We start from the raw sequence: 13777 nt of genomic DNA on the forward strand, positions 1-13777 counted from the left end.
AAAAATCTGATTGCACAAGAAAATGTCAATACCTTTTCTAGAAGAGATTTTGCCAACAGTAACCCCTATAGTGTACGCATTGAAATTACTTGAGTTGGTAATTTTTTATTACTAATTTAAGGCTTATTTCTCAGGAGCATCCCAATGCAAGCCAAAAGACACAGGATTGATACAAAAAACCTGTACAAACCTCTTTTCTTTGCGTCCTTCTCTAACGAGACGCTGCGCGTAGCTTGCTTCTCTGTAGGAGTATACGGTTCGTTATTTCATTCTCTGCCTAAGTCCAAATACTGTATAAAAATAAACTTGCACATTTGAGATGCTTCCTATTTCTCGCCCATACTGTTGACAAAACCTTTCTTTTATCTTAATTTAATAACCTTATTTTCTTATACAGGCAAAAACAGGTAAAATATTTTATTAATAGTTATCACTTATCATTCTAAAGTTATAGTAATCTATAACAATCTAATATCAAATTAAATATAGTTATAGATACTACATAATTATGGATACTACAAATATTTCAGAATCTAAAATTAAATCTCTTATTGAAATTGCAGTACAGAAGCATCAGTCAGGTCAAAAGGATGAAGCTGAATTGCTAGATAAAACAGAAGTAGCTGAAATCCTCGAACTAGCAGTTCAACAGCAACGAGACAATCGTTTAGTGGAAGCAGAACTGCTATATATTCAAGTTTTGGAAAAACAACCTGACAACCCCGAAGCTTTATATGGTTTAGGGATGTTAGCGCAGCAGATGGGACAACCCCAAACTGCTGAACAGTGGCTAAGTGCAGCTTCGCAAGTTCAACCAGATTCTGTTAAGACTTGGTTCAGTTTAGGTAATTTACGTTTAGCTCAGGAACAGTTTTCAGAAGCAGAGAAAGCTTATCGGCAAGCTTTAGTTTTATTACCTAACTCACTGCCAATTTACAATAACTTGGGCTATACTCTGCAACAACAAGGATTATTTGAAGAAGCAATTAACTATTATCAAAAAGCTCTAGAGTTAAAGCCAGACTTTATAGAAGCAGAGGTTAGTTTGGGCAATGCGTTATACGCTCAAGGTAAGCTCTCCAGCAATCAACAAATGCACTATGCACAATTAAATAATCAATTGGGTATTGCCCGGAAAAAAGCTCTTGATTTGAAAAATGCTATTACTTGTCACAAGCAAGCGATCGCACTACAGCCAGATTTGTTAGAAGCTCATTATAACTTGGGGTTGGCGCTGCAAGCACAAGGAGAATTAGAAGAGGCGATTATTTGCTATCAACGAACCTTGGAACTTAATGCCAACTATGGAGAAGCTTACCTCAAGTTAGGTGCAATTTACCAACAGCAGAACAATTTTACAGAGGCGATTTCTGCTTATCAACAAGGGTTAAAGCTGATTAATCCCCACTATGCTAAAGCATTAGCAGCTACCCAAGCACTTGAGAACACAGATGAAATATCAGTAACTCCTCTGTATTCTCAAGGGGAGGTGCAAATAGGTAAGTATTACTTTCCACTAATCCCTCCAGTATCCGAAACAGGAGATAAGCGACCTTTTTGGAGTGTGGTTATTCCTGCATATCAACGTACTGACTATCTGCTAGAGTGTTTGGTCAGCGTCCTAGCTGAATGGTCAGGAACTGAAGAAATGGAAATACTTGTGATTGATGATGCAAGTACACCACCTCTATATCAACTAGTAAATGCGATCGGGCGAGGAATAGTACGCTATTACCGTAATCCCCAAAATCTCAGACAGCAAGGAACTTGGAATGCAGGAGTTAGTAATAGTCGAGGATTGTGGATTCATTTACTTCATGATGATGACTATGTGTTGCCAGGTTTTTATACTCGCCTCAAGCAGAGTCTAGAAGGTTGTCCAGATTCCGTTGGAGCAGCTTTTACAGGTTATGAAAATATCAATGAGACAAGAGAAATTACTTTCCGCCAACAATTGTACGGGCAAAATAGAGGTATAGTTTCAGATTTATTGCTATATGTTGGTGTAGCAAACCCATTGAATCCGCCTGCTGTTGTGATTCGTCGAACAACTTATGAACGGCTAGGTGGATATCATCCAGAATTAACCTCTACTCTCGACTGGGAACTTTATAAACGGATTACCACTTTCTATGATTGGTGGTACGAGCCAGAAATTTTGGTTCATTATCGTGTGCATTCCCAAAGTATGAGAACTGAACTTTCCTTATCTGGAGAGCGGGTAGCATCGATCCGTCTTTCTATTGAGATTTCTGAGAGCTATCTTCCGGCTGAGTTTTGTGCAGAAATTACGGCAAAATCACGTAGACATTACTTTATTAGTTGTTTAGCAGATATAGAAATTCCTTTAAAAGCTGGTCATATTGCTGGAGCTTTTCGCACAATTCAAGAAGTTCTCAAAATTGATCGCTCTCCTCAAGCATTGGCAAACTTATTCGCTTGGTTGGAACAAGATAGCGCAGCTCCGTTACGGGATGAGATCGCCTTAAGGTTGACCTCACTACCTTTGAATAATTGTGTAACGTGAGTTGCTAGTTAGTGTCTATAAACTGTATCATTTCTGATAAAAAAAGCTAGTTTTAAAGTATTGCTAAATACCAAAAAATAAAATGTTGTAATTAAGTAAAGGTACTTTTTGATAACTAGCAACTTGGGTTGTAGAGCGACAACTTGAATAATGTTCATAACAAAAGAGAATTTATATGACAATGCTTACTGAAGCCCTCGAACAAACATGGGAGTTTGCTAGAGCTAATCACACCAGAGAAAAATTTGCAAAGGAATATCGGAAAACGGTTGAAACCCTCATAAACAACCATATTTTATCACGTTCTTAATGTTGCTCTTTTCAAAAACTGATATGAACACCATTTCTTCAAACCTCCAACTTGCTGTGCAGCATCATCGCGCCAATCGTTTAGCCCAGGCTGAACAGAGTTATCATCAGATACTGGCAGAACAACCAGACCACCCTGAGGCTTTATACGGATTAGGTATGCTGGCGCAGCAAAACGGTCAGTTGGCGGTGGCAGAGCAGTTTTTGAGTGCTACCGTTCAGGTGCAACCAGATTCTGTTAAAGCTTGGTTTAGTTTAGGTAATTTGTCTTTAGCTCAAGAGCAGTTCTCACAAGCAGCGATCGCTTATCGTCAAGCTTTAGCTCTACGACCTGACTCACTGCCAATTTACAACAACTTGGGCTATGCTCTGCAACAACAAGGACTATTTGATGAAGCAATTAACTACTATCAAAAAGCCCTAGAGTTGAAGCCAGACTTTACAGAAGCCGAGGCAAATTTGGGTAATGCACTCTACGCCCAAGGCCAGCTTTCAAAAGAACAACAAATCTACTATGCTCAATTGAATAACCAGTTGGGTGTTGCCCGGAAACAAGCAAGAGATTTGAAAACTGCTGTGGCTTTCTATCGAGCTGCGATCGCTTTACAGCCTGATTTACTAGATGCTCACTATAACTTGGGAGTTGCGCTTCAAGAACAAGGTGATATGGAAGAGGCAATAGTCTCTTATCAAAAAATATTGGAACTGAATCCTCACAATGGAGAAATTTACTTCAAATTAGGCAAAATTTACCAAGACCAAAACAAATTACCAGAGGCAATCGCTGCCTATCAACAAGGGTTAAAGCTCACCAATCCCCAGTACCTCAAAGCATTTATAGCTGAACCAAGAACCGAAAACGCTGAGGAAGTACCGATTACACCGGAACTTCCTCAAGGAGAGGTAATTGTGAGAAACTATAAGTTTCCTAAGATTCCAGCAGTTGCAGCTAGTGAAAAGAAGAGGCCATTCTGGAGTGTGGTGATTCTTGCATATCAACGTACTGACTATCTTCTCGAATGTCTGGCTAGTGTTTTAGCACAATGGACTGGCGAAGAGGAGATGGAAATTTTAGTAATGGACAATGGCAGTACGCCGCCACTCTTTGATCTAGTGAATGCTATTGGCAGAGGTATAGTAAGCTACTACCGCAATTCGCAAAATATTGGGTTAGTGGGAAACCATAACACAGGTATTACACTCAGTCGAGGGCAATGGATTCACATACTTCACGATGATGATTATGTTCTCCCTGGTTTTTATTCCCAACTCAAGAAGAGTTTAGAGGATTGTTCGGATTCTGTTGGAGCAGCTTTCACAGGTTTTGATAATATTGACGAAAAAGGGGTGTTTGTTTCCAAAGGAGATATTTTTTACTGGTATGGAGAAGACAGAGGTATTATTCAAGATTGGCTGTCACAGATTGTAGTGACAAATCCGTTGAGACCCTCGGCAATAGTTGTTCGTCGGCAAACCTATGAAAAACTAGGGGGATATTGCTCTGAGTTGAACGATCTTAACGGGTGGGAACTGTGTAAACGTATTGCTACTTTTTATGATTGTTGGTATGAACCAGAAATTTTGGCTTGTTATCGCCTAGATACAAATTTATATACTAACAAAATGTCGAATAAGCTTTTTTTGACAGGAAATCACGCAGTATTTCTTCGCCGTGCCATCGAGATTACAGAGAGCTATCTTCCGGCTGATGTTTGTACAGAGATTACAGCAAAAGCCCGTAGCTATAACTTTGAATATCTTCTAGAAAGGAGAGTAATCATTCCTCTCAAAGCTGGTAATCTGACTGGTGCTTTGCGTATGCTCCAAGAAGCTCTAAAAATCGATCGGTCTCCTGAAGCGGTAGCAAAGTTATTTGCCTGGTTGACTCAAGATGAAGCCGCTCCCCTCAGAGATGAGATTGCTGCCAAGTTGCTTGCTATTCCGGGAGAAAATATTCCAGACAATATTCTTACTGAATTAAAATCCCCACAAACTGCGATCGCACCATAGGATATGAAAGTACTTGTAACTGGAACTGAAGGTTATATCGGCTCGTTATTAGCTCCCCTGTTAATCCAAGAAGGTCATGAAGTTATTGGTTTGGATACTGGCTTTTATAAAGTAGGTTGGCTATATAACAGCACTAAAGTAACTGCCAAAACCCTCAACAAAGACATCCGTCAGATTACAATAGAAGACCTGCAAGGCGTGGAAGCAGTAGTACACATGGCAGAACTCTCTAACGACCCTTTAGGTCAGTTAGCCCCTGATATCACCTACGATATCAATCACAAAGGTTCAGTACATTTAGCGAAACTGGCGAAAGCAGCTGGAATCCAACGCTTTGTCTACACTTCGTCATGCAGTGTCTATGGTTTTGCCACTGAAGACTACGTTAGCGAAGAGTCTACCATCAATCCCCAAACAGCTTATGCCAAATGCAAAGCACTTGTCGAACAGGATGTGAAACTCCTTGCTGATGACAGCTTTTCTCCCACCTTTCTCCGAAATGCTACAGCCTATGGTGCCTCTGGGAGAATGCGCTTTGATATTGTCTTAAACAATCTAGCAGGTTGGGCATGGACAATTAAAGAAATCAAGATGAACAGCGACGGTACACCTTGGCGTCCCCTAGTGCATCTGTTGGATATCTGCAAAGCAATTATCTGTACCTTAGAAGCTCCACGCGATGTAATTCACAACCAAATTTTTAATGTCGGTGATACAAATAGCAACTATCAAGTCAAACAAATTGCTCAAATAGTTGCAGATGTCTTTACAGATTGTCAATTGAGCTTTGGCAAACACGATCCTGACAACCGCAGCTATCGGGTTTTATTTCATAAAATTAACCAAAATTTACCAGGATTCAAATGTGAATGGGATGCCCAGCGCGGTGCCCAACAACTCTATAATGTCTTCCAGCAAATTGATATGGATAGAGAAACATTTGAGTCTAGAGGCTTTACTCGTCTGAAACAACTGGAATATCTCATTCGCACTCAGCAAATCGATCGAGATTTCTTCTGGCAGACTGTTTAAAATATAAGTTATGAATTTACTACAGCCAACAAAGAATCAACTAATAACTGGTAACTGTCTATTCTGTGGGACAGGGTTACATCATACCTTCGTAGATTTAGGTATGTCTCCTCCCTGCGAAAGTTATCGCAGTCTCAAACAACTCAATGAAGTAGAGCCATTTTATCCTCTACATGTCTATGTTTGTGAGAAGTGTTTTTTAGTTCAACTCCAAGAATACATTAGCCCAGAAAATATTTTTAGCGACTATGCTTATTTCTCTTCATACTCTGATAGCTGGTTACAACACGCCAAAAAATATGTTGATTTGGTAGTAGAACGTTTCCAATTAAACCAGGAAAGTCAAGTAATAGAAATTGCTAGTAATGATGGCTACTTGCTGCAATACTTTGTTGCCAAAAGCATCCCGGCGCTGGGAATAGAGCCAGCAGCAAATGTTGCTGAGGTAGCAATTAAAAAAGGTATTCCTACAATTGTCAAATTTTTTGGTCAGGAGATAGCAAAAGAACAGGTTGCTAAGAGCAAACAGGCAGATTTATTACTCGGAAATAATGTCCTTGCTCATACACCATATCTGAATGATTTTGTCAAGGGAATGAAAATTATCCTCAAACCGCATGGTGTAATTACTATGGAGTTTCCCCACTTGATGCGGTTAATCGAGGAAAATCAGTTTGATACTATTTACCATGAGCATTTCTCTTATTTTTCCTTTCTTACTGTAGACAAGATTTTTGCTGCTCACGGTTTGACAATTTTTGATGTAGAAGAATTAACTACTCATGGTGGTTCTTTGAGAATTTATGCGCGCCATAATGAAGATTATTCTAAACCTATTAGCGACCAAGTATCAGAACTGAAAAATAGAGAAGAAGCGGCTGGTTTTACGCAATTAGAATACTATTTTTCCTTTGGAGAACAAGTTAAAGAAACTAAACGTAACTTATTAGATTTTTTGATCGAAATTAAGCGGGAGGGAAAATCGATTGTTGGTTACGGTGCTCCAGGTAAGGGAAATACTCTCTTAAACTATTGCGGTATCCGCACAGATTTTCTTGACTATACAGTAGACCGTAATCCTTATAAACAGGGTCAATTTTTACCAGGAACTCATATTCCGATTTTTCATCCAGACAAAATTGCTGAAACAAAGCCTGACTATATACTAATTTTGCCCTGGAATCTGAAAAATGAAATTATGACACAAATAGCTTACATTCGGGATTGGGGAGGCCAATTTGTTGTACCAATTCCTGAAGTTAATGTTTACTCTTAAGTATTTAATATTGTCGATCGTCAAAAAGAGGTAATTGATATGAAAGTAGTTTTATTTTGCGGTGGTTTAGGAGCGAGAATGAGAGAGTATTCAGAAAGTATTCCTAAACCAATGGTGAATATTGGTTATAGACCTATATTATGGCACGTAATGAAATACTATGCTCACTATGGGCACAAAGATTTTATCTTATGTCTTGGTTACAAGGCTGACCTAATTAAAAGCTATTTTTTGAATTACAATGAATGGCTTTCTAATAACTTTAGCCTTTCCAATGGAAGCAAAATAGAGTTGTTTAATCGGGATATTCAAGATTGGAATATCACATTTGTAGATACAGGGTTAACTGCCAACATTGGACAAAGATTCAAGGCAGTAGAAAAATATTTAGAAGGAGAAGAAGTATTTTTAGCTAACTACAGTGACGGTTTGACAGACTTACATTTACCAACTTATATTAATAATTTTTATCAACGTGATAAAATCGGTAGTTTTTTGTGTGTTAGACCAAGCCAAAGTTTTCACCTAGTTGATATGAACGAGGATGGGTTGGTACAAAATATCGAAGAGGTAAAACAACGTGATATTTGGATTAATGGAGGATATTTTATCTTTAAAAAAGAGATTTTTAACTATATAAATTATGGTGAAGAACTTGTCCTTGAGCCTTTTCAAAGATTGATTGCCAAAGAAGAACTTTTTGCGTATAAATACACTGGCTTTTTCGGAGTAATGGATACGTTTAAAGAGAAACAACAGTTGGATGATATGTATGCTCAAGGTAAAAGACCTTGGGAAGTTTGGGGAGATCAACAACTAGAAGTCGACCATGTATGATCCAACTTAGGTTGAATAAGACAGAAGAATCTGAGTACAAAATTCTTTGCCTCGGTTCTCATTGTGATGATATCGAGATTGGTTGTGGAGGCACAATCTTAAAACTGATAGAGAATTACCAACACGTTGTTATCTATTGGGTTGTCTTTAGTTCCAATGAGCAAAGAGCAGAGGAAGCAACCACAAGTGCTAGTCTTTTCTTAAAAGAAATCCCAGTTAAGAAAATTATCATTAAAAATTTTCGAGATGGCTTTCTACCTTTTCAAGGGATAGAGGTGAAGGAATGCTTTGAACAGTTGAAGCAAGAATTTTCACCAGATATAATCTTTACTCATCATCGAGACGATCGCCACCAAGATCACCGCTTAATTTCTGACTTAACTTGGAATACTTTTAGAAATCATTTAATTTTGGAATATGAAATACCCAAATATGATGGTGATTTGGGTATTCCTAATTTCTTTGTTCATTTAAATGAAACACTCTGCCGTCGAAAAATTCAATATATTTTGGATGCGTTCGCTACCCAGAATAATAAGCAGTGGTTTACAGAAGAGACTTTTCGTTCAATTCTCAGAATTCGTGGGATTGAATCAAATTCACCGAGTAAATATGCTGAAGCATTTTACTGTCGAAAAATGTTTTTCTAAAAAATTAGAATTTGGATTTTCCCTTATGTTTGTAAATTTATGATATTTACTGAAACTAAAATAAAAGAAGCATTTATTGTTGATTTAGAACTGCACCGAGATATTCGGGGCTTTTTTGCTCGGAGTTTCTGTACTCAAGAATTTCAAAATCGTGGTTTAAAACCTACTATTGCCCAATGCAATTTATCTTTTAACTATAAAAAAGGAACGTTGCGGGGTATGCATTATCAAATGCCTCCTTCTCAGGAAACAAAATTGGTGCGTTGCATCAAAGGAGCTATTTATGATGTAATTATCGATTTGCGTCCAGATTCTCCTAGCTATTTATCTCATATTGGTATAGAGTTAACTGCTGAAAATCGTCTTGCTCTCTATATCCCAGATAGGTGTGCTCACGGTTTTCAAACTCTAAGCGATGAGACGGAGGTGATGTATCAAATGGGTGACTTTTATGCACCAGAATATGCTGGCGGGTATCGCTATGATGACCCAGCTTTTGGTATTCAATGGCCTCTGTCAGTAACTGAAATTTCGGATAAAGATCGGGCTTGGAGTTTATTTGAATCGGAAAAAATTGTAACGCCTACGGTGACGTAAGACTTTTAAAGGCAATTTAAAAATATATAGTTGCTGAGTGAATGTAGGATTAGAATCGCACAGAGGCGCAGAGACAGAGAAAATCAGAATTTGAAAAATTGAATTTTGAGTTTCATACTTAACACTGTGTTCAAACTTTGTTACAGCAGATGAGGAGCGAAGTGAATACAATTTATTTTGATTCGATTTTTAGTGATGAAATCAGACGCAAGCATCTTTATAATGGACAAATGTTTGTCTTTTCTCCTTGCGCCAGTGCGATCGCTCTATGTGATTTTGCTCGTGGTATGCTTGAAGAAGCGTTTGCCCCTTTAGATCCGAGAGAAGCACAACATAGTCTGCCTGTAGAGAAATATGTTGAGATTTTGGCACAACTCAAGCCAGCTTTTATCCATCACCCTGAATCTAAACAACTCATTCAAGGCATCTTGAAACAAAGTGGATGTGACTTGAACAAAACCTATTTCGATGTACCTCGCCTGAGAACAGCAACCAGCGATCGCTATCTGACTGCTGGTATTGCTTACGCTTTTCATCCTCATCGTGACACCTGGTACTCTGCTCCTCTATGCCAGATCAACTGGTGGATTCCTGTCTACGATATTACCCCAGAGAATGCGATGGCATTCCATCCGCGCTACTGGAGTCAACCAGTTAAGAATAGCTCAAGAGATTATAACTACGCTCAGTGGATTAAAGAAAGTCGCAAAAATGCGGCACAGCACATTAAAACAGATACGCGCAAGCAACCCCATGCGGAAGAAACTTTAGAAATGGAGCCGCAATTGCGGTTAATTACACAAGTCGGTGGCATGATTCTGTTTTCAGGAGCGCAGATGCACTCCACTATTCCCAACACATCAGGCTATACCCGTTTCAGTATTGACTTTAGAACTGTACATTTTGATGATGTCATAGCTCAAAAGGGTGCGCCAAATATTGATTCAGCTTGTACAGGAACTTCTTTAGGCGACTTCTTACGAGGCACTGATTTCTACCCGATTACTGACACATTGTTGTTGTCTACAACAAACAATCTCTTGTAGAAGAACTTTTGTTTTCCAAACTCCAGTCTATGAGCAATAAATGGTGAACTCTGTTGAAAAATTGTCTGGACAAACAATACTGATTACAGGTGCTAGCGGATTTCTAGGATCTCATTTAGTCCGTCATTTATGTCACAATGGTGCAGAAGTACATGCTGTTTCTCGCAATTTTCATACTTCTGATATCAGCTGCTTGCGATGGTGGCACGGTGACATGGAAGACATTAAGTTTGTTCAAAATCTTTTCCACAGCATTAAACCTGACGTAATCTTCCATTTATCCGGTCTTGTAACAGCAGTTCCTAATCTAGAGTTCATATTGCCTACCTTTCACAGTTTACTGACTAGTACTATTAACTTATTGACGGTAGCTGCCGAAATTGGCTGTAGTCGCATTGTGTTAATAGCTTCTTTAGAGGAACCAGAACAAGATCGTCCTGAAGTAGTTCCTTCTTCTCCTTACGCTATTGCTAAATTTGCTAGTAGTAATTATGGTCGGATGTTCCATCGACTCTATCAGACACCTGTAGTTCTTGTTAGACCCTTTATGACCTATGGGCCAGGGCAAAATGTGTATAAGATCGTTCCTTCTGTTATTCTTTCCTTGTTGCAAGGGCAAGCTCCAAAACTTAGTAGTGGAAAGCGTCAAGTTGATTGGATTTATATCGATGACGTGATTGCAGGACTTCTCGCTGCAACACAAGTTCCTAGTGTAGAGGGTTGTACATTCGACTTAGGTTCGGGAGAACTAGTACCCATTCATGCAGTTGTGTCCCAGCTTGTTAATCTGGTCAACCCTCAAATCCAGCCACTATTTGGTGCTTTACCTGAGCGGCCGATGGAAAAAATAAGAGTAGCTGATACGGCTTATACATACGATAAACTGGGTTGGCAATCTTCAACTCCTCTAAAAAAGGGCTTGGAATTGACTGTAAATTGGTATACAAAACATCAACAAAAGATTGGATACCCCAGTTAACAAGGATTCTACTTATGGTTGCAGATAGACTTCAAAATATTAATTTAATTGATCTAAAAAATTCTTTGAACCTCAAGGATATCAGTCTAGAAATTTACCAACTAATTTCTGATTTATATCCCATTTGCCGTAGTATTACAGGTAATGGTTTTAGAGAAACTTTAAAAATCCTCCAGCAGTATATTCCTTTGTCAGTTCATGAAGTGCCGACAGGAACAGAGGTTTTTGATTGGACAGTCCCTAATGAATGGAATATTAAAGATGCCTATATTAAAAACTCTCAAGGTGAAAAAATTGTAGATTTTACTAATTCAAATTTGCACGTTGTTAACTATAGCATTCCCATACATCAAAAATTATCTCTTGAAGAACTTAAATCACATTTATTTACACTTGTCGATTATCCTAATTGGATTCCTTACCGAACTTCATATTACAAGGAAAGTTGGGGTTTTTGCCTGACTCACAATCAGTATTTGCAACTAGAAGATGAAGAATATGAAGTATGTATTGATTCTTCTCTAAAACCTGGTTACTTGAGTTATGGCGAGTATTATATTCCAGGAGACAGTACTGATGAAATCTTGATTTCTTGCCATGCCTGTCATCCTTCACTATGTAATGATAATCTTTCGGGAATTGCGATCGCTACTTTTATCGCTAAATATTTAAGTCAAACTACACCAAGATATTCCTATAGATTTCTCTGGATTCCTGGAACCATTGGCTCAATTACATGGTTGGCTCTCAATGAAGCTAAAGTCAATAACATTAAACATGGCTTAGTATTAACTTGTTTAGGAGATTCAGGCAACTTTACCTACAAAAAAAGCCGTAGAGGTGACACTGAAATCGATAAAGTTGCTGCTTATGTACTCAAAAACTCAAAACAAGATCACAAAATTATAGATTTCTTCCCCTATGGCTATGATGAGCGACAATATTGCTCACCTGGATTTAATTTAGCTGTAGGTTGCTTCATGCGATCGCCTCATGGTAGTTTTCCTGAATACCATACTTCAGCTGATGATTTAAATTTCGTTCAACCCCAATATCTTGCCGAGTCATTCTTTCAATGTAATTCAATGTTGTATATCCTTAACAATAATGAAATCTACTACAACAAAAATTCTAAATGTGAGCCACAGTTAGGTAAAAGAGGAATATATCGGACAGTTGGTGGTAACAAAGATAGCGGACTAAATGAAATGGCAATCCTGTGGGTTTTAAATTTATCTGACGGTCAGCATACTTTATTAGATATTGCAGAAAGATCGGGAATGTCATTTGATGTGATTAAATCTGCTGCCGATACATTATCAACACATGACTTATTAACAATTAAAACCAACTAAGTACAGCTACCCCTGAAGTTCGTAGCGAATGGACTCAAACAAACTTTGCGCTCCTTTGCGCTATACTCTGTGTCCCTCTGCGTTTAAACTCAAACCCTCAATTGGTCATGAATTTACGAAACTGTATACTAAGTTTGAAAAATATTGGGAAAATGAAACTCGCTACGACACAAATGTAGGCAAGTCCTTCTCACCAGGTAGTCTAAAAGAAAATCCAGGCTTGAAAACCCCTGGAGGTGGGTTTGATGTGTATAGCCGCGAATTCTATTTGCTAGGGCTGCCAACTTTTTCTATATTATTATCCTCAACTGTTCTGTGAGAATACTTATTTTGTATTGATATATTTAATATTATTTTTACATTCAATTTATAATTACTGCCCACAAAGTAGCTTAACTTCATAATCTAGAATAAACTTCATCTCTTGACTATTGCTTGGAAAAATATCCTATTCAACTTCATGATTACTTGAACTAAATGTCATTACTTATACCATTGTAAGAGCAGTTTAGATGATTGATATTAGAGAAGTAGTTTAAAAACATACCTTGTCTAGTACATGAATAAAAAATGGGCTGTTAAACGACTTACAATCAATCTCACATCAGGTGAGGCACAGAAGCTTGAACAATACTGTTCAACAACGGGCAGACCAGCAACTGATGTAATTCGGGAGTTAATTCGCTCTCTTTATCCTAAAGATGAAAAAGCCTCTGAAACCTCGTGAATCAGACTGCAAAAAAATCAAACAGGATAAGTACATCTTAATTTGTCAGTGAAATATGCTGCTTAACAGTTATCAGCTAACAGTGAATCCCTATAACTAAAGTTAGGGAATTTAAATAAGAATACTCTCTTACAAAGTTCAGAGCCGAGGAAATCTTCGCTCTGACTTTTGCTTTGAATATAGTGCTTGGTTATAAATCAGCCAAGGGTAAGCAAGTCCGTGGACGAATTGAGGGTTTTTGCTGGATTTATAACACTCAGCTTTGCGATCGCCTTGTTAAGGGTTCAAAATCATACCGTTTTGGGCAACCTAAAATACAAGGTATAAATAAAAGCTTGGCAATGACAACGACCTCCATTTGCTTGGGTCTGTGCAGTAGAATATAGCGGTTCCTGATTGAGTGCAATACAGTATGGGATAATGGAGTATATT

General features: G+C 38.2%; 12 protein-coding genes. All 12 read left to right on the forward strand.

The window, feature by feature from the left end; translation table 11 throughout:
• The first annotated feature begins 508 nt into the window (after positions 1 to 508).
• The 12 genes from ACFE93_RS13930 (at position 509) to ACFE93_RS13985 (ending at position 13345) form a co-directional block, all read left to right on the forward strand.
• The gene (locus tag ACFE93_RS13930) at positions 509 to 2527 is read left to right on the forward strand and encodes a tetratricopeptide repeat protein (RefSeq protein WP_375473847.1); all 2019 of its coding nucleotides are present in this window, start codon (positions 509 to 511) and stop codon (positions 2525 to 2527) included.
• A gap of 333 nt (positions 2528 to 2860) precedes the next feature.
• The gene (locus ACFE93_RS13935) at positions 2861 to 4846 is read left to right on the forward strand and encodes a tetratricopeptide repeat protein (RefSeq protein WP_375473848.1); all 1986 of its coding nucleotides are present in this window, start codon (positions 2861 to 2863) and stop codon (positions 4844 to 4846) included.
• A 3-nt stretch (positions 4847 to 4849) separates the two neighbouring features.
• Positions 4850 to 5878 (forward strand): NAD-dependent epimerase/dehydratase family protein, encoded by a 1029-nt coding sequence (locus ACFE93_RS13940; RefSeq protein WP_375473849.1) that lies wholly within the window; start codon positions 4850 to 4852, stop codon positions 5876 to 5878.
• Between the two features lie 10 nt (positions 5879 to 5888).
• On the forward strand, positions 5889 to 7154 hold the full coding sequence (locus ACFE93_RS13945; protein ID WP_375473850.1) for a methyltransferase domain-containing protein: 1266 nt from the start codon (positions 5889 to 5891) through the stop codon (positions 7152 to 7154).
• A 39-nt stretch (positions 7155 to 7193) separates the two neighbouring features.
• Positions 7194 to 7991 carry a sugar phosphate nucleotidyltransferase gene (locus ACFE93_RS13950; RefSeq protein WP_375473851.1) on the forward strand — a complete coding sequence of 266 codons (798 nt, stop codon included), beginning with the start codon at positions 7194 to 7196 and terminating at the stop codon, positions 7989 to 7991.
• A complete protein-coding gene (locus tag ACFE93_RS13955; RefSeq protein ID WP_375473852.1) occupies positions 7988 to 8641 on the forward strand; it encodes a PIG-L deacetylase family protein in 654 nt (217 codons plus the stop codon). The genes ACFE93_RS13950 and ACFE93_RS13955 overlap by 4 nt, the downstream gene beginning before the upstream one ends.
• A 39-nt stretch (positions 8642 to 8680) precedes the next feature.
• A complete protein-coding gene (rfbC, locus tag ACFE93_RS13960; RefSeq protein WP_375473853.1) occupies positions 8681 to 9238 on the forward strand; it encodes a dTDP-4-dehydrorhamnose 3,5-epimerase in 558 nt (185 codons plus the stop codon).
• A gap of 161 nt (positions 9239 to 9399) precedes the next feature.
• Positions 9400 to 10284 (forward strand): hypothetical protein, encoded by an 885-nt coding sequence (locus ACFE93_RS13965; RefSeq protein ID WP_375473854.1) that lies wholly within the window; start codon positions 9400 to 9402, stop codon positions 10282 to 10284.
• A gap of 40 nt (positions 10285 to 10324) precedes the next feature.
• Positions 10325 to 11263: an NAD-dependent epimerase/dehydratase family protein gene (locus tag ACFE93_RS13970; protein ID WP_375473855.1), complete on the forward strand. Its 939-nt coding sequence runs from the start codon at positions 10325 to 10327 to the stop codon at positions 11261 to 11263.
• A gap of 14 nt (positions 11264 to 11277) precedes the next feature.
• Complete coding sequence (locus ACFE93_RS13975; RefSeq protein WP_375473856.1) at positions 11278 to 12618, forward strand: DUF4910 domain-containing protein; 1341 nt, start codon at positions 11278 to 11280, stop codon at positions 12616 to 12618.
• Positions 12619 to 12646: 28 nt separating this feature from the next.
• Positions 12647 to 12937 (forward strand): hypothetical protein, encoded by a 291-nt coding sequence (locus ACFE93_RS13980; RefSeq protein ID WP_375473857.1) that lies wholly within the window; start codon positions 12647 to 12649, stop codon positions 12935 to 12937.
• 240 nt (positions 12938 to 13177) lie between these two features.
• Positions 13178 to 13345 (forward strand): CopG family transcriptional regulator, encoded by a 168-nt coding sequence (locus ACFE93_RS13985; RefSeq protein WP_094348841.1) that lies wholly within the window; start codon positions 13178 to 13180, stop codon positions 13343 to 13345.
• Positions 13346 to 13777: the final 432 nt, after the last annotated feature.

The organism is uncultured Nostoc sp. (assembly GCF_964247315.1).
GTDB lineage: Bacteria > Cyanobacteriota > Cyanobacteriia > Cyanobacteriales > Nostocaceae > Nostoc.